Genomic DNA, 16,219 nt, shown 5'->3' with positions numbered 1-16,219 from the left:
GGGTCAGTCGGTCGTGAACGAGATGGAGACCCACCCGAACGGATCGCCCGGGAGGTAGTAGCCGGCGAAGACGGAGGTCGCGGCGCCCGGCGGGACGGCGCCGGGGATGCGCTCGTAGGCGAAGCTCGGCGCGGCCGCGGTGATGGCGGCCTTCGACACGTCGAGCGTCTCCACGACGGCGCGCTGGTTGCCGCCGTTCGTGTCGCCCGAGCCGGTCATGCGGAAGATCACGCGCGACGCGGGGCCGTCGAGCTCGACCTCGGGATCGTTGACGCGCAGGTCGATCTCGTGGTCGGCGTACTTGAACGCGACCGTCCCGGTGAACGCGACCCGCGCCGCGCCGGTCGCCGGATCGCACCAGCCCTCCGCGAACGGGAAGTGGAAGGAGTAGACGAGCGGCGCGTCGCTGCCGCCGGCGACCTCGGGCGGGTCGCTCGTCGCGCCGCGCACGGTCGAGGTCCCCTCGCCGGAGTTGATGTATTGGACGAACGACTCGCGCGGGCGCCAGGTGAGCGTCGCGCTCGTGATCGTGCGCGCCCCCGCGGGCCGCGCCTTCACCGGCGGCTCCCCGTCGCCGGGGGTCACTGGTGTACCGCCGGCGTTCGTCGTCACGCACGGTCCGGTGGGCGGCTCGGCCTGCGCGAACGCGGCGGACGCGGCCACCGATGCGAAGGCGGTCCGGCGCAGCTTCGTCCGCAACCGCTGCTCGATCGCCTTTCCCGCCGCGCCGGTGAGCGCGGCGCTCGTGGCCTCGAGCGTGACGCCGCGCGCGCTGGTGAGCGGCGCGACCGCCAGCGTCAGCACCGTGCTCCGCTTGCCGGCGAGGAGCGCGGTGACCCGCGGCCGCGCCCCGAGCTCCAGCCGCGGCGAGGCGAGCGTGACGCTCCGCTTCCCCCGCTTGAGCACGAGGGCCCCGCCCGTCCGCAGCCCGGACGCGTCGGCCGAAGCGAGCGGCAACGTGACCGTGCGGCCGCGGCGGGACGCGTTCCCGGTCGCGCCCAGATCGAGCGCTCGGTCGGCGCGCGCGGAGATGGTCACGGTGAGCGAGCCGACGCCTTGCGCGGCCGCGCCGCGCGCCGCCGCGGGGGCGCCGCCGGCCACACCCGCGCCGCGCGCCGTCGTGCGGGCGCCACCGGCCGCGTTCGCGCCGCGCGCCGCCGCGGGGACGCCGCCGGCCGCGCCCGCGCCCGTCGCAGCACTCGCGCCGCCGGCCGCGCCCGCGCCCGCCGCCGCGGTCGCGGCGCTGCTCTGCGCGCTCGCCGCCGCCATGACGGCCAGCGCGGCGGCGGTCCGCACGCGAGCGGTCATCGCTCCGGGATCGCGATCGTGAACGCGCCCCAGGCGGAGCCCGCGCCGTAGACGCCGCCGCCGATGCGGTCGTTGCCCGCGGTGGCGATCGTCGCCGGGACGTGCACCCAGCGCGTCACCCCGCCGCTGGACTCCGGCGTGATCCCGCGCAGGTCGAGGTCGAGGACGGGCTGGTCGGTGTAGTCCTGGGCGGCGGTCGCGCACACGCCCGCGCCCATGTCCCGGGGCTTGGCGTGCCCGGAGGCGTACACGGTGCCGGACGTGCCGCCCGGCGCGATCTCGATCCGCAGCGCGCCGATCTGCTCGTCGATGCCGTGGGCGGGCATCGTGTAGGTGACGCTGCCGTCGGCGACGATCGTCGCCGAGCCGTTGGGCCGGACGCCGCTGGTGGCGCCGACGGGGAAGCGGTGGTCGTAGGCGGTGCCGAGGCGCTCGGCGCCGTCGCGCGCCACGATCGTTCCCGCAGCGCCACCGCACCCGGCGAGCGGCGGGAACGGGCGCTGGATGTAGTCCGTCCAGCTGTGCAGGTCGCCGTTGCCCGGAAGGTCGCAGCCGAACCAGTCGACGCTGGCGGCGGGGGTCTCTCGGAACTGCTGCTCGCAGGTCGGGCCCGGCGACGGGGTCGGCGTGGAGGTGACGGTCGGGGCGGGCGTCGGCACCGGAGTCGGCGTCGGCAGGACCGCCGGCGGCGTCGTGATCTCGGCGGCGATACCCACGGTCAGCTTCCCGAGCGTCGCTCGCGACGGCGCGCGGCGGAGCTTCAACTTCGCCTTGAGCGTCTTCGCCGCGGTCGCGGTGAGCGCGACCCGCGCGCCCACGAGCGACGCGCTCTGCGCGTTCGGGTCCAGCACCGCGGGCGTCGTGGTCGAGAGCGCGAACAGGCGCAGGCTCGTCCCGCCCAGCCGCGCGCTGACGTACGAGGACGTGCGCGCGATCGTCACGCTCAGCCCGGTCGCGCTCACCTTGCGCTTGCCGTTGCTGAAGCGCAGCGAGCCCTTCAGGTCGATCCGCGCCGAGGAGCCGATCGTCCAGTCGCCGATCGCGAAGGTCTGCGACTTGCCGAGGACCTTCTTGCCGGCGCTCGAGAGCTCGAGCGAGGCGCGCGACGGAACGCGCGCGTCAGCGGGAGCGGCCACCAGGCCGCAGGCGCACAGCGCCATGAGAACGAACCAGCGAAGAGTCATAAGGCAAACCCGACCGCTCCGGCCGGGAATGCGGACCCTAACACAGGTTCTTAGGGTAGCCTAACGGCCTCCATGAAGCTCCTTGCCGCTCTCGCGATCGCGCTCTCCACGGCCGTTCTCGCCGCGCCCGCCCAGGCGGCGCCGCGCGTGGCCGCCCTGACGCCCTTCTCCGCCTCGACCATCACCCGCCTCGGCGTGCGCCCCGTCGTCATCGGACAGACCCTCGGTGGCTCCGACCAGTACATCTCGTCCCTCAAGGGCGTCCCCGTGCTGACCCTCACGCACCCGCTCGGCCCGAACATGGAGAAGCTCGCCTCCTACAACCCGAGCATCGTCCTCTCCAGCAAGACGTGGGCCCGTGGCACGCCCGCCATGCGCAAGCTGGGGATGAAGGTCTACGAGTCCGACCCGAACAGCGTCGCCGCGGTCGGCCGCGAGACGCGCGCGATCGGCGGCGTGCTCGGCCGCACCCGCGCCGCCAACGCCCTCGCGACCAAGATCGAGAACGACGTCGCCGCCGCCAAGCGCGGCATCCGCAGCCGCCCGCGCGTGCTCGTGATCCTCGGCGTCGGTCGCACGCCCTACGCGATGCTCGCGAACTCGTGGGGCGGCGACGTCGTCGCCCAAGCCGGCGGCACGCTGCTCACCTCAGGGCTGACATCGCCGAGCGGAACCGCCAGGATCTCCGACGAGATCGTGGTCAAGCGCAACCCGGACATCATCATCGCGGTGCCGCACGGCACCCCCGGCAACATCCCGCGTCTGGCCGAGTACTACCGCAACAACCCGAACTGGCGGAACACGAACGCGGTCAAGAACAAGCGCGTCTACGTGGCCACGGGCAACTCACTGCTGCAGCCCTATCCGGGCGTCGCGTCGACGATCCGCGACGTCCGCCGCAAGTTCCTCAGGAACTAGCGTCCGTCCCGGGCACTGAATTGAACGGCAGACGCCTCTCGGTGGTCGCGGTCGGCGCCGTCGCGCTGGTGGCCGCGGCCGCCGCGTCGATGGCCTTCGGCGCCGTCCACGTCCCGCTCCACGACATCTGGCTGGCGCTGACCGGCCAGTTGGAGCCGGGCCCGTTCAAGCAGATCATCACCGAGCTGCGGCTCCCGCGGACCGTCAGCGCCGCGATCGTCGGGGCGGCGCTCGGCGTCGCGGGCGCGCTGCTGCAGGGCGCGCTCGCCAACCCGCTCGCGTCGCCGGACGTGATCGGGGTCACCGGCGGCGCGGGCTTCGGCGCGATGCTCACCTTGCTCGTGTGGCCGAGCGCGATCGCGCTGCTGCCCGTCGGCGCGCTGTTCTTCGGCGTCTTCGCGGCCGCGATCGTGTTCGTGATCGGCTGGTCGGGCCCGCACGCGGGCGCGATCGGGCGGGTGATCCTCGCCGGGATCGCGATCAGCGCCCTGTTCGGCGCGGCGACGACCTCGCTGATGGTCGCGTACAGCGACCGCGTCCAGTCCGCGGTCTTCTGGCTCGCGGGCGGGCTGTCGAGCGAGGGCTGGTCCTCGCTGAGCGTCGTCTGGCCCTACTTCGCGATCGGGTTCCTGGGCGCGGTGTTTCTCACCCGCCCGCTCGACCGGCTCGCGCTGGGCGATGACGTCGCGTCCTCGCTGGGCGGGAACCCGCGCCGCGTGCGCCTGCTCGCGGCGGGGTCCGCGGCGCTGCTCGCCTCCTCGGCCGCCGCCCTGGCCGGCCTGCTCGGCTTCATCGGCCTCGTGATCCCGCACCTGGTGCGGCTCGCGGGCGGGACGTCCTCGCACCGGTTCGTGATCCCGGCCTCCGCGCTCACCGGCGCCGCGCTGCTGACCGCCGCCGACACCCTCGCCCGCGTCGTGCTGGCGCCGATCGAGCTGCCGGTCGGGCCGCTGATGGTCGTCCTCGGCGTCCCGCTGTTCCTCTGGCTCCTGCGCGAGGCGGTATGACCGCGCTGCTCGAGGCCCGCGACGTCAAGGTCCGGATCGGCGACGTCGACATCCTCCACGGCGCCGACCTCAGCGTGAGCGCCGGCGAGCTCGTGGCCGTCGTGGGGCCGAACGGCGCCGGCAAGTCGACGCTCTCGCGCGCGGTGTCCGGCCTCCAGCGCCTGCACGGGGGCGACGTGCGCTGGAGCGGGACGCCGCTCGCGGAGCTCAAGGGCCGCCGGATCGCCAAGCTGCGCGCGTTCGTCCCGCAGCGGGCGCCCGTCCCCGCGGGCGTGACCGTGCGCGAGGCGGTGGAGCTCGGCCGCTCGCCGCACATCAAGCCGCTCGGCCGCCCGACCCGCCACGACCGTGACGCCGTCGACCGCGCCCTGGAGCGCACCGCGGTCGCCGAGTTCGCCGACCGCAAGCTGACGACGCTGTCCGGCGGCGAGCTCCAGCGGGTGCAGATCGCGGTCGGCCTCGCGCAGGAGGCGCCGGTGCTGATCGCCGACGAGCCGACCTCGCACCTGGACCTCGGCGCGACCGCCTCGGTCGCCCGCCTGTTGCGCGACCTCGCCGACGGCGGCCTGTCCGTGATCCTCGTCGTCCACGATCTCGCCCTGGCCGCGGCGGTCGCCGATACCGTGGTGGTCATGGCCAAGGGCCGCTCCGCCGCCACCGGCGCGCCGCGCGACGTGCTCACCCCGGCCCGCCTGAGCGAGATCTGGGGCGTCGACGCGACGCTCGACGAGCGCGGCGCCCTGCACGTCAACTGGCTGCAAAGGTAGATGCCGCGCCGAAACCGCCGCTCCCCCGGCCCGCCGCCGGTCACGTTCCAGCCCCGCGCGGCGCAGAAGGCGAGCTGCGCGACCAAGGAGCGCTACGACTCGGAGGCCGAGGCGCGCTCGATCGCGCTGATGAACGCGCCCCGAGGTCGCGGCGCCGCGACCTCGGCCTACCGCTGCGAGATCTGCGGCGGCTGGCACCTCACGTCAGGCTCTCCACGACGGCCTTAGCGGTCTGGAGGTCGCAGCCGGTCTCCTCGCGGTAGGCCTTGATCGCCCCGATCAGGTTCCCCTTGGCGACCAGCGCCCGGACCTCCGGGCTGACGCTGTTGTCCGGCTCCGGCCGCACCACGTCGAGCGTGGCGTAGAGGTGGTCCACCAGAAGTTCGAGTTCCCTGACGCGGGCACGGAGGTCGTCCATGCCCGCGAAACCTAAAGGTGCCTGACCCCTTTATGTACGGAAGCGGCCGACGAGCTGCTCGAGGGCGGCGGCGGTGGAGGAGAGCTCCTGCGCGGAGGCGGTGATCTCCTGGGCGGAGGCGGAGGACTCCTCGGTCGCGGCGGTGACCTCTTCGGCGCTGGCCGAGGAGGTCTCGGCGACGCGGGCGACGGAGCCGATGCCCACCTCGACCTCGGAGGTGCGTGCCTGGATCTGCTGGGCGGCGGCGGAGATCTCCTGCGAGGTCACGGCGAGCTCGGAGACGGCGTGCTCGATGCGTTCGAACGCCTCGCGGGCGCGGTCGACGGTCGCGGCGCCCTCGGCGGTCCGGGTCGCGCCGTCGCGGACGACCGCGACGGTGTTCAGCGTCTCGCGCTGGATCTCGCCGACCAGCCCGGAGATCGTCGCGGCGGCGGTGCCCGCGTCCTCGGCGAGCTGGCGGACCTCGTCGGCGACGACCGCGAACCCCTTGCCCTGATCGCCGGCGCGCGCGGCCTCGATCGCGGCGTTGAGCGCCAGCAGGTTGGTCTGCTCGGCGATGCCGGTGATCGTGTCGATGAACTCGGCGATCCGCTTGGACTTCTCCGCGAGCGAGTCGATCGCGGCGGCGGCCTCGCTCGAGTTGTGGCGGACCGCCTCCATCGCCGCGGACGCCTCGCCCACAGCGGCGACGCCGTCGCGCACGCTCGAGTGGGTCGCGCCGGCCATCTCGGCCGCGGCCTGGGCCGAGCGCGAGCTCGCGGCGGCCGCGGCGGCGACCTCGCGGATCGCCTCGTCGGCGTTGGACACCTGACGGACCTGGTCCTCGGCACCCGCCGCGACCCCGCCGATCGCGTGGGCGATCTCGACGACCGCGCGGCTGGCCTCCTCGGAGGTCGCCGACAGCTGCTCCGAGGAGGCGGAGACGACGCCGGCCGAACGCGAGAGCTCGCTCACGACGTCACGCAGGTTGGTGCGCATCTCGACGAACGCGAGCCGCAGGACGTCGCGGTCAGAACGGGGGTCGAGCTCCGCGGACAGGTCGCCCGCGCCGATCTCCTGCGCCGCGCCCGCGGTCTCGCGGAGGTAGTCGATCATCTCGGCGAACGCGTCGCCGGTCTGGCCGAGCTCGTCGCGTGAGCGGATGTGCACGTCCTGGTCGAGGTCGCCCTGCGCGATGCCCTGGGCGGCGAGCCGCATCTGGCCGGCACCGCGGGCGATCCGCGACGCGATCCACCAGGCGGCGGCGACCCCGGCGAGCAGCGCGACGACGAGCAGCACGATCGCGTTCCGGCGCTGCGCGTGGTAGCGCTGCGTGATCGCGTGGTTCTGGGACTCGGCGAGCGCGACCTTGGAGTCGAACAGCGTGCCGAACGCCTTGGCGATGCCATCGAAGACCGGCTTCACGCGCTTTGTGTTGACCTCGGCCGCGCGGAGCATGGTCTGCGGGTCGGTGCCCGTGTTGGAGACTTCGAGCGCCTCCTTGCGGCGCTCGCCGTACTCGGTCAGCCCGCTGCGCAGTCTCTGGAACGCCTCCTTGCCGGCCGCGGTGCGCAGCGTGGGGTTGACGGCGTCGAGCTCACGCCCGATCAACTCGTCGTTGGCCGCGATCTTCGCTGCGAGCGCGCGCTTGTCCTCGGCGGTGCCGGCGAGGATGTGGTTGTTGAGCAGCGCGCGGTTCTCGTTCGCCTTCGCGCGGGCGACGCCGAGGTGGGCGAGCGGCTGCGTGGTGGTCTCGAAGCTCTCCTGCGAGGCGTGGTCGAGCTTGCCGAGGCTGGAGATGCCGAGGACGGCGAGGATGGCCATGGCGGCGATCAGGCCGGCGGCCAGGCCGGAGATCTTGGCCTTTACGGAGACGTACATCGGTACGGGAACCTTTAATGAGAGGGCGGTGAAGATCCATCGTCACCTTTAGGTTCCGCCTGACCGGTACCGAGTACCGGGTTAACGGCCGAAGGCCCCGGAAACCGGGGCCTTCGGACGAAATCATCCGGGTGAGCGGGTGACTACATCATCCCCGACATGTCGGGCATGCCGCCGCCGGAGCCGCCGCCATCCTTCTCCGGGACCTCGGCCACGATGGCCTCGGTGGTGAGGATGTTCTTGGCGATGCTGGCCGCGTTCTGCAGCGCGGAGCGGGTGACCATGGCCGGGTCGATGACGCCCGCCGACACGAGGTCGACGTACTCGCCGGTGGCCGCGTTGAGGCCGACGCCGGCCTCGGAGCGACGCACCTCGTTGACCACGACCGAGCCCTCGAAGCCGGCGTTCTCGGAGATCTGACGCAGCGGCTCCTCGAGCGCGCGCAGGACGATGCGCATGCCGGTCTTCTCGTCGTCGATGCCCGTGGCGTCGAGGTTGATCGCCTCGGTGGACTCGACGAGCGCGATGCCGCCGCCCGGGACGATGCCCTCCTCGAGCGCGGCGCGGGTCGCCTGCAGCGCGTCCTCGACGCGGTGCTTCTTCTCCTTCATCTCCGTCTCGGTGGCCGCGCCGACCTTGACGACGGCGACACCGCCGGAGAGCTTGGCGAGGCGCTCCTGCAGCTTCTCGCGATCGAAGTCCGAGTCGGTGTTCTCGATCTCGCCCTTGATCTGGTTGATGCGGCCCTTGATGGCGTCGGTCTCGCCGGCGCCGTCGACGATCGTCGAGTTGTCCTTGGCGACGACGACACGGCGGGCGCGGCCGAGCTGCGAGATCTGCGTGTTCTCGAGCTTGAGGCCCATCTCCTCGGTGATGACCTCGCCGCCGGTGAGGATCGCGATGTCCTCGAGCATGCGCTTGCGGCGGTCGCCGAAGCCCGGAGCCTTGACGGCGACGCCCGTGAAGGTGCCGCGGAGCTTGTTGACGATGAGGGTCGCCAGGGCCTCGCCCTCGACGTCCTCGGCGATGATCAGCAGCGGGCGGCCGGACTGGATGACCTGCTCCAGGACGGGCAGGAGGTCACGGACGGAGCCGATCTTCTGGTTGGCGATGAGGATGTACGGATCCTCGAGGACCGCCTCCATGCGCTCCTGGTCGGTCGCCATGTAGGGGGAGATGTAGCCCTTGTCGAACTGCATGCCCTCGGTGAACTCGAGGTCCATGCCGAACGTCTGGCCCTCCTCGACGTTCACGACGCCGTCCTTGCCGACCTTCTCGATGGCGTCGGCGATGACGTCGCCGATCTCCTCGTCGCCGGCCGAGATCGTCGCGACGCGAGCGATCTGGTCCTTGCCGGAGATCTCCTTGGACTGGTTGCGGATGTGCTCCACGACCTGGTCGACGGCGATCTCGATGCCGCGCTTGAGCGACAGCGGGTTGGCACCCGCAGCAACGTTCTTCAGACCCTGGCGGACGATCGCCTGGGCGAGCACGGTCGCGGTCGTCGTGCCGTCGCCGGCGACGTCGTTGGTCGCCGTGGCGACCTCGCGGACGAGCTGCGCGCCCTGGTTCTGGAAGACGTCCTCGACCTCGATCTCACGAGCGATGGTGACACCGTCGTTGGTGATCGTCGGGGCGCCGAACTTCTTGTCGAGGACGACGTAGCGGCCGCGCGGGCCGAGCGTCACCTTGACGGCGTTGGCGACCGCGTCAACGCCAAGCTCGAGGGCCTTGCGGGCCTCGACGTCGTACTTCAGTTCCTTGTGAGCCATGTGGTTTCAGGTCTCCTTGAAAGTTCTTTAGCCGGTGACCTTGGCGAGCACGTCCGACTCGCGAAGAACCAGGAGGTCCTCGCCTTCGACCGTGATCTCGGTGCCGCCGTACTTCGAGTACAGGACCTCGTCGCCCTCGACGACGTCGAGGGGCTGGCGCGTGCCGTTGTCGTCGAGCTTGCCGTCGCCGACAGCCAGGACCTTGCCCTTCTGGGGCTTCTCCTTGGCCGTATCAGGCAGGACGATGCCGGAAGCCGTGGTCGCTTCCTCCTCGACGGCCTTGACGATCAGACGATCGCCGAGCGGCTTGAGCTTCATTGAGTGACCTCCACTCAGATCGGTGCCAGCAAAGCTTCTTGGCACTCTCGGTGAGCGAGTGCCAACGGCCGTGCACTATACGACGAAAGCTCAGGTCGTCAAGGGTGGCTTGGCACTCTGTTCACACGAGTGCCAAGCGGCGGCCGCCTTTGGGGCCACAGCGGTCAGTCCGACGACCTTGCCTGGGAGCTTCGCGAAGACCTTCGCCGACCGCGCGCCGGGCGCCAGGCGGCGCACGATGTTGCCGTCGGCCACATACGCGGCACCGCCCTCGACGGCGACCAGGTCGCCCGGGATGGGCGCGATCTTGCGGACCGGCCGGAGCAGCGTGTCGAGGATCTCGCCGCGACGCGTGTCGACGAGGTGGTCGCGGTCGACCCAGGTCGCCCCCTCGGCCCGGCGAGCGAGTCGCATCCGGCCGTCGACCAGCGTCGCCGCGCCACCGCCGAGCAGGCGCCCCGCGACCCGGCCGCGGTTCACCGACAGCGTCACGAACTCGCCGTAGTGGTGGAAGGTCTGCTCGCGGCCGGTGGAGAGCGTGATCACGTGCAGGCCGCCGGACGTGGCGAGGTACGCGCGCACGCTCGTGAACGTGGCCGTGCCGACCTCGGTGATGCGCCGCACGAGCTCCGCCTTGCCGCGGGCGATCTTGACCAGCCCGCCCGCGCCGGCGGCCCAGATCGTCCGACCGCGGCAGCTGAGCGCCTGGACGTTGCGCAGCGGGACGTCGACCGAGGAGACCAGGTCGAGGCGGGCGGATTGAGTGACGACGTGAAGCCCGGCGGTGTCGCGCGCCGCGGTCACGACCAGCGAGCCGCAGCGGGCGATCGCCATCGGGCTCGCCCCGCGCCCGTAAGCGGATGGCGTGCCGCCCGCCGTGAGGCCGACCGCGGTCGCGGAGCCCTGGACCGCCGCGACGAACCGCGTGCTGCCGCGCGGAGCGGGCAGGTCGGCGGCGGCGAGCAGCTCGTCGGGGTCGGTGACGTCGCACGCGGTCGCCTCGCCGCCCGAGTGCAGGAACAGGCCGACCCGGGCGCCGACGTCGAGGAAGAGCTGGCACGACGTGAGCCCGGACGCGACGGTCACGCGCTCGATCGCCGTCCCCTTCACCGCGCGCTCGACGCGGACGACGTAGGTCAGCGTGTCGTTCGCGTCGGTGCGCGACTCCACCGTGCCGACGATCGCGCCGTCGGCGTACGGCAGCCGCATCGCGGGGTGCGAGCGCACGCACACGCACGCGTGCGCGACGCTGACGCCGACGATCAGGGACAGCAGCGCGCCGACGATGACCGCCAGCAGTCCACTCCGCCGCCCCATGCGCCGCGCCTTAAGGCCGGATGATCGGGGTGGGGCGGAGGGGATGTGCCGCCTTAGTTTTGCGCTCCCCCGACTCCGCGGAGGCGATCCTGGAAGTCGGGCGGGTTCTCGACGATCTGCGAGAACCGCACGACCGTCACGGTGTCGTCGAGCGCCACCTCACGGTCGTAGATCTGCTTGAGGAAGTGCACGAGCTCCTCCGTCCGGCGGAACTCGGGGTTGTCGTGCTCGATGTCACGTGGAGACAGGTCCTTGACCCGCTTGACCTCCACGTTGTCGATCACCGCATGGAACAGCTTCTCGCGCGGGGAGTACTGGTAGCCGACGGTGACCAGCACGACCTGGTTCTTGCGGTACTTATGCCGCTTGTCGCCCAGCCGGATCGTCGCCGTCTTGCGCCCGCGCTTCATCTGGTCGGCGAAGACCGTGGAGTAGAAGTTGAGGACCTGCACGGTGCGGCAGCCTAGCGACCGGAGGCCGTCTTGGACAGCAGGCGATCGATCAAGGCTCTCTCCCCGGGGTAACTGAGCTCGTCGTGGGCCTCGGTGAGGGCGATCCAGCGGGCGTCGTCGACCTCGTGATCATGGTCGGCCGTCGAGCCCTCGACGTACTCACAGAGGAAGAAATGGACGGTCTTGCGCACGCGCCGCCCGCCGCGGCGGTAGGTGTAGCGGACATCGCCGAGCGGCTCGACCACGTTGGCGACGACCCCGGTCTCCTCGCGCACCTCGCGCGCCGCGACCTGCTCGGGCGTCTCGCCCGCCTCCATCCCGCCCTTCGGCAGCCCGGTGACCTTCTTGCCGGCGGGCGTGATCACGAGCAGCTTGTCGCCGCGGACGACGACCCCGCCGTAGGAGGTCTCCAGCTCAGTAGACATAGTTCCGCAGCGCCTGCGGGTCGTGGACGGTGAGCCGCCCACGGCCCTGGGAGATCACCCCTGCCCGTTCGAGCGTCGCGAGGAACCGGGAAGCGGACTCGCGCGAGGAGCCGGCGAGCATCGCCAGGTCCGCCTGGGTGGCGGTGATCGGGACGTCGACGGCGTTCGCCCCCTCGGCCACGGCCTGGTCGACGAGGTTGGCGATGACGCTTGCGACGCGGCTCTGGACGGTCTGGAAGGACTGGCTCGAGAGGCGCTCGTTGGTGGTGCGCAGGCGGCGGCTCAAGGAGACCGCGAGCGCGACGGCGAGCTGCGGGCGGCGCAGCATCAGCCGGCGCATGTCCGGGCCGAGGATCGCCAGGACGTCGAGCGCGTCGATCGTCTCCACGGTGGCCGAGCGGCGCTCGTCGTCGAACATCGCCAGCTCGCCGAAGATGTCGCCGGGACCGAACGTGGCGAGGGCGATCTGGCGCCCGTCGGCGTGCTCGCGGACCGCCCGGGCGTGGCCGGAGCGCACGATGTAGCACGTGTTCGACTCGTCGCCCTCGCGGAAGATGACCTCACCCGCGCCGAAGTGCCGCGGGTGGCAGACCTCGGCCACCAGCTCGAGGTCCGACGCCCCCAGCGGCGCGAAGACCGGCACGTTGCCGAGGAGGTCGACCGTCTCCTGTGTGCTCGCCGTCACTCGGGAGTGAATACCACTCCGAGGCGGCGAGCACACGTTTTGCCTGCGTTACGACGCCTCGAGCGCCCGGTTTCGGCGGCGGCGGGTGAGGCCGCGATTGGCGTAGGCGGCGAGCGCGGCGAGGATCCCCACGGGCAGCAGGATCGCCAGGCCGATGACGAGCACGCCCGCGATCACCTCGAGCACGCGGCCCGCGTCCTTGAGCGCGTCGCCGGGCGTCCAGCGGTCGCCGGGGACGGCCGTGCCGCCGCTCTCCTTCTTGCCGCGGATCGTCAGATCGATCGTCGCGTAGGACACGGTGGAGTCGAGCTGGGCGACCTGGCGCTCGGCGCTGGTGACCCGGCGGCCGGCGCGGTTGAGCTGGGCGCGCAGGCGGTCGCGCTGCTTGTCGGTCGTCGCCTTGGCGAGACGGTTGCGCAGACCCTGGCGGTCGGCTCGGGCGTCGCGGACGGCGGCCTCGAACACGGCGCGCTGGTCGGTCAGGTCCTGCGTCTGCTGCGAGCGCGAGCTGACGTGGCCGAGCTTGGAGAGCTGGGCCAGCGCGGTGTCGAGCTTGGCCGACGGGACCTTGAGCTCCAGCGTGGCGGTGGCGTGCGACCCGCTCGAGTCGACGCTCGAGCTGGCGACGTAGCCGCCGAGCGTGTCCGCGACGCGAATCGCGCGATCAGAGAGACCTTGGACCTCGCCGACCGTTGTAGTGAGCGTGATCGAAGCGTTCTTGAGCACCGACCGGTCCTCGCCGGCCACCCCGCCCGCGCTGTCGCGAGCCAGCGGCGGGGCCGTCGCGACGTCCGGGGTCGAGCCCGCGCCCGAGGCGCTCTTGGAGCTCTCCGGCGCCGCGGCGGGCACCGCGGCGCGCGTCGCGCCGGAGTCGTCGTTGCTGCCGGTGTCGAGGTTCGAGATCACCAGGACGGTCACGAACAACGCGCCGACGGTGGCCGTGGCCAGCGAGAGCGCCGCGAAGTGGTTGCGGATGCCGCGCAGGACCCTCTTGGGGAACGAGGGCGGCGACGGAAACCCGGCGGCCGCCCGCTTGTCCAGGCTTGCGGCCCAGGCGGGGTTCGGGACGGGACGGACGTCTCGCAGGAGCATCTCGAGATCAGGCATCGACGGCCTCCCGGAGCTTGGTCATGGCACGGTGCAGGAGCGTGCCGACGTGGTTGGCGTTGATGCCCAGGACCTCGGCGATGTCGCCGTTGGTCAGGTCGGCGTGGTACTTGAGCGCGATCAGCTCGCGGTCCTTCGCCGGCAACGTGCCGAGGGCGCGGCGGACGGCGTCGCGCTCGGCGGCCAGCTCAGCCGCCTCGTCGGGTCCGGGTTCGGACGACGGGGCGGGGAGATCGGTCGTCTCGACGCGCTTGCGGCGCCGCAGCTCATCCAGGGCGGCGTTGCGGGCGATGCCGAACAGCCACGCGCGCGGGGAGCCGCGGCGGGCGTCGAAGCGGGAGCGGCGCTTGTAGGCGCGCTCGAACGCCTGGGCGGTGACGTCCTCGGCGGCGGCGCTGTCTCGCAGAAGCGTCGCGGTGTAGGCGAAGACGTCGTCCCGCGCGTCCCGGTAGAGCGCGTCGAAGTCGAGCGCGCGCGCCGCGGTGGCGGGAAGAGTCGCGGTGGTGGCCGTCGTCACACCCTTACTACGATCGCCCATGGGATCCATCACAAATCGACGCTAGATTTTTCCGCCCGTCGTATGCGGATCGCGCTGACTCTTTCAGGTCTGGTTCTGTTGCTGGCTCCGTCGGCCGCTTCGGCGCGCGACCCGCAGCCGTGGGCGACCGTCAACGTGTGCGACACGGCCAAGCAGCCGGACACGATCGGCATCCGCGCCTCGATGCCCGGCTCGCCCAAGGGCGTGCGGCTCTCGATGCGCTTCCGCGTCCAGTACAAGGTCGACGAGGACACGTGGGCCGACGTCGAGGACGCCGACTCCGGCTGGCGCCTGGTCGGGACCGCCAAGGGCGTCCCGGTCGAGTCCGGCTGGTCGTTCAGCTTCACGAAGCCGTCGAAGCCGGTCACGCTGCGCGGCGTCGTCCGGTTCCGCTGGCGCAAGGGCGACGCGCTGCCACGCACCGCCGAGGTCGCCACGGACGGCGGGCACAAGTCCGCCGCGGGCTCGGACCCGGTCGGCTACTCGGCCGCGACGTGCGCGCTTGGCGGGAGCTGACCGAAGAGGCGGGGGTCGTTGGTGATGACGCCGGTCACGCCGAGCTTCTCCAGCCGGCCGATCCGCGGGCCGTCGTCGACGGTCCACACGTAGAGCTCGCCGCCCGCCTCCTTGACGGCGCGCACGAGGCGCGGCGAGACGAGCCGCCAGTGGCACATCAGCGCGTCGCAGCGGCCCGCGGCCATGTGGACCTTGATCGAGGACGGGAGCTTGAATCGCACCCAGGCCGCCAGCGCGTACGCCGGCAGCTTGGTCAGCCACGCCTGCGTCGGGTCCTTCTTCAGGCGCGGCACCGAGTAGCCGAGGCGCAGCTTCGGCTCCAGCTCGCGCAGCACGATCAGCGACCGCATCCAGTTGCTCGAGATGAGCACGCGGCCGACCAGGTCGTGCTCGCGCAAGGCGGCGACGACGCGGTCCTCGTAGCCGGGCAGCTTCAGGTCGACGTCGAACTCGAGCCCGTCGAAGGGCGCGGACGCGAGGTGCGCCAGGCCCTCGTCGAGCGTGGGAGCCTCGGCGACGTGCTCGTAGTCGTGCGCGAGCAGCAGCCGGCCCTTCGCGGGCTCGTGCTGATTCTCGGGGAGCACGTCGAACTCGATCATGTCGACGCCGTGGGCGAGCGCCGCGTCGAAGGACGCCGGCGTGTTGCCGGGGACGATCAGATCCGCCCCCTTGTGCCCGATGCGCCTCATCGCTGACATCCCGCACACCAGTATGTCGTCCGGTTGTCGTCGCCTTGCCCGCGTGCCTGCACCTTGGCGCCGCACCGCGGACACGGCTCGCCCGCGTGGCCGTGCACGACCTTGAAGCGCTCCTGCATGCCGCCGAGCGCGGATTCCTGCATCCGCGGGCGGGTCTCGTGGATGATCGCGAGCACCTCCTCGTCGGACACGTCGCCGGTGCGCCGCCAGGGGTCGATGCCCGCGTGGAAGCAGCCCTCGGCCTTCCACATGTTCCCGATGCCGGCGACGATCCGCTGGTCGAGCAGGGCGTCGCCGATCGCGCGGGTGGGGTCGTCGGTCCGCAGCCGCCGCAGGATTCCCGCTTCGTCGAGGGCCGGCGCCAGGATGTCCGGCCCGAGGCCCGCGATCCGCTGGTCGAAGCGGGTGCGGCTCTGGGTCATCAGTTCGAGCACCGGGCCGTTGATCTGCGCGACGACCTTGTCGGCGGCACGCAGGATCAACCACGTGTTGCGCGGCGGCTCGTACGTCGCCGCGTCGCGCACCCGCCACTTGCCGGTCATCCGCAGGTGCGAGTGGATGACGAGGCCGTTCTCGAAGCGCAGGAACAGGTGCTTGCCGTGCGCGTCGACGCTCGTGACCGTCTGGCCCGCGAGGCGCTCCGGCCAGCGGTCGCGGCGAAAACGCGGGTGCGGCGTCTCGATCCGGTCGGGCACGCGGCCTTCCAGCACGGGGCGGATCCGGTTCGCCGCGTAGTGGATGGTGTCGCCTTCAGGCACCTCGTCTGAGTATGGTGCCGCCCGCGACGATGCCCGCCCGAGCCCGCACCATCAGAGGTGCGTCTCCGAGGGTTCCTCGGGGAGAGAACGTTGACCACCGCAGAGCATCGCGTGCCCCCGGCTGCCGTTCCGTGCAGTGCGGGGCACGCACGACGAGAGCCGTCGGGCGGC

19 protein-coding genes are annotated in these 16,219 nt (G+C 72.0%); 5 read left to right on the top strand and 14 right to left on the bottom strand.

Going from position 1 to position 16,219, the window contains the following annotated elements; genetic code table 11:
- Window positions 1-3: 3 nt before the first annotated feature.
- Together G569_RS0106855 and G569_RS0106850 are read right to left on the bottom strand one after the other, a co-directional pair.
- Window positions 4-1,308: an HtaA domain-containing protein gene (locus G569_RS0106855; protein ID WP_028062865.1), complete on the bottom strand. Its 1,305-nt coding sequence runs from the start codon at window positions 1,306-1,308 to the stop codon at window positions 4-6.
- The gene (locus G569_RS0106850) at window positions 1,305-2,492 is read right to left on the bottom strand and encodes an HtaA domain-containing protein (protein ID WP_084284367.1); all 1,188 of its coding nucleotides are present in this window, start codon (window positions 2,490-2,492) and stop codon (window positions 1,305-1,307) included. The genes G569_RS0106855 and G569_RS0106850 overlap by 4 nt, the downstream gene beginning before the upstream one ends.
- Before the next feature lie 72 nt (window positions 2,493-2,564).
- Here G569_RS0106850 and G569_RS0106845 point away from each other — a divergent pair, with 72 nt between their 5' ends.
- From G569_RS0106845 to G569_RS46200, 4 genes are read left to right on the top strand one after another with little or no spacing between them, the layout of a single operon-like run.
- Window positions 2,565-3,410 carry an ABC transporter substrate-binding protein gene (locus tag G569_RS0106845; RefSeq protein WP_028062863.1) on the top strand — a complete coding sequence of 282 codons (846 nt, stop codon included), beginning with the start codon at window positions 2,565-2,567 and terminating at the stop codon, window positions 3,408-3,410.
- A gap of 20 nt (window positions 3,411-3,430) precedes the next feature.
- Window positions 3,431-4,417, top strand: a complete 987-nt coding sequence (locus G569_RS0106840; protein ID WP_028062862.1) for a FecCD family ABC transporter permease — start codon at window positions 3,431-3,433, stop codon at window positions 4,415-4,417.
- On the top strand, window positions 4,414-5,184 hold the full coding sequence (locus tag G569_RS0106835; RefSeq protein ID WP_028062861.1) for an ABC transporter ATP-binding protein: 771 nt from the start codon (window positions 4,414-4,416) through the stop codon (window positions 5,182-5,184). Before G569_RS0106840 ends, G569_RS0106835 begins: the two co-directional genes overlap by 4 nt.
- Window positions 5,185-5,412 (top strand): hypothetical protein, encoded by a 228-nt coding sequence (locus G569_RS46200; RefSeq protein WP_037494872.1) that lies wholly within the window; start codon window positions 5,185-5,187, stop codon window positions 5,410-5,412.
- On the opposite strand, the gene G569_RS0106825 is transcribed toward G569_RS46200, so the two are convergent.
- The 10 genes from G569_RS0106825 to G569_RS46190 all read right to left on the bottom strand — a co-directional run bounded on the left by G569_RS0106825 (window position 5,384) and on the right by G569_RS46190 (window position 14,055).
- Complete coding sequence (locus G569_RS0106825) at window positions 5,384-5,602, bottom strand: hypothetical protein (RefSeq protein WP_028062860.1); 219 nt, start codon at window positions 5,600-5,602, stop codon at window positions 5,384-5,386. The genes G569_RS46200 and G569_RS0106825 overlap by 29 nt on opposite strands.
- A 30-nt stretch (window positions 5,603-5,632) precedes the next feature.
- Entirely contained in the window at window positions 5,633-7,462 is a 1,830-nt protein-coding gene (locus tag G569_RS0106820) for a methyl-accepting chemotaxis protein (protein ID WP_028062859.1), read from the bottom strand.
- Window positions 7,463-7,605: 143 nt separating this feature from the next.
- The gene (gene groL / locus G569_RS0106815) at window positions 7,606-9,234 is read right to left on the bottom strand and encodes a chaperonin GroEL (RefSeq protein ID WP_028062858.1); all 1,629 of its coding nucleotides are present in this window, start codon (window positions 9,232-9,234) and stop codon (window positions 7,606-7,608) included.
- Between the two features lie 27 nt (window positions 9,235-9,261).
- Window positions 9,262-9,552 (bottom strand): co-chaperone GroES, encoded by a 291-nt coding sequence (gene groES, locus G569_RS0106810; RefSeq protein WP_028062857.1) that lies wholly within the window; start codon window positions 9,550-9,552, stop codon window positions 9,262-9,264.
- Window positions 9,553-9,642: 90 nt separating this feature from the next.
- On the bottom strand, window positions 9,643-10,869 hold the full coding sequence (locus G569_RS0106805; RefSeq protein WP_028062856.1) for a hypothetical protein: 1,227 nt from the start codon (window positions 10,867-10,869) through the stop codon (window positions 9,643-9,645).
- Window positions 10,870-10,922: 53 nt separating this feature from the next.
- Entirely contained in the window at window positions 10,923-11,321 is a 399-nt protein-coding gene (locus G569_RS0106800) for an ASCH domain-containing protein (RefSeq protein ID WP_028062855.1), read from the bottom strand.
- An 11-nt stretch (window positions 11,322-11,332) separates the two neighbouring features.
- On the bottom strand, window positions 11,333-11,746 hold the full coding sequence (locus tag G569_RS46195) for an NUDIX hydrolase (RefSeq protein WP_053225971.1): 414 nt from the start codon (window positions 11,744-11,746) through the stop codon (window positions 11,333-11,335).
- Window positions 11,736-12,431 (bottom strand): Crp/Fnr family transcriptional regulator, encoded by a 696-nt coding sequence (locus G569_RS0106790; protein WP_028062854.1) that lies wholly within the window; start codon window positions 12,429-12,431, stop codon window positions 11,736-11,738. Before G569_RS0106790 ends, G569_RS46195 begins: the two co-directional genes overlap by 11 nt.
- Window positions 12,432-12,479: 48 nt before the next feature.
- Window positions 12,480-13,538 (bottom strand): DUF4349 domain-containing protein, encoded by a 1,059-nt coding sequence (locus G569_RS0106785; RefSeq protein ID WP_028062853.1) that lies wholly within the window; start codon window positions 13,536-13,538, stop codon window positions 12,480-12,482.
- Complete coding sequence (locus G569_RS46190) at window positions 13,531-14,055, bottom strand: RNA polymerase sigma factor (protein ID WP_053225970.1); 525 nt, start codon at window positions 14,053-14,055, stop codon at window positions 13,531-13,533. Before G569_RS46190 ends, G569_RS0106785 begins: the two co-directional genes overlap by 8 nt.
- A 63-nt stretch (window positions 14,056-14,118) precedes the next feature.
- Here G569_RS46190 and G569_RS0106775 point away from each other — a divergent pair, with 63 nt between their 5' ends.
- Window positions 14,119-14,592, top strand: coding sequence for a hypothetical protein (locus G569_RS0106775; RefSeq protein WP_028062852.1), 474 nt, complete (start codon window positions 14,119-14,121; stop codon window positions 14,590-14,592).
- On the opposite strand, the gene G569_RS0106770 is transcribed toward G569_RS0106775, so the two are convergent.
- Window positions 14,556-15,281 carry a glycerophosphodiester phosphodiesterase gene (locus tag G569_RS0106770; RefSeq protein WP_028062851.1) on the bottom strand — a complete coding sequence of 242 codons (726 nt, stop codon included), beginning with the start codon at window positions 15,279-15,281 and terminating at the stop codon, window positions 14,556-14,558. The two genes, G569_RS0106775 and G569_RS0106770, sit on opposite strands and share 37 nt — an antisense overlap.
- Complete coding sequence (locus tag G569_RS0106765) at window positions 15,278-16,048, bottom strand: Fpg/Nei family DNA glycosylase (protein ID WP_028062850.1); 771 nt, start codon at window positions 16,046-16,048, stop codon at window positions 15,278-15,280. Before G569_RS0106765 ends, G569_RS0106770 begins: the two co-directional genes overlap by 4 nt.
- Window positions 16,049-16,219 lie beyond the last annotated feature (171 nt).

It is taken from the genome of Solirubrobacter soli DSM 22325 (assembly GCF_000423665.1).
Taxonomy (GTDB): domain Bacteria; phylum Actinomycetota; class Thermoleophilia; order Solirubrobacterales; family Solirubrobacteraceae; genus Solirubrobacter; species Solirubrobacter soli.
Note: the sequence above shows the minus strand (reverse complement) of the source record. Positions and strands in the feature narration are given on the sequence as shown.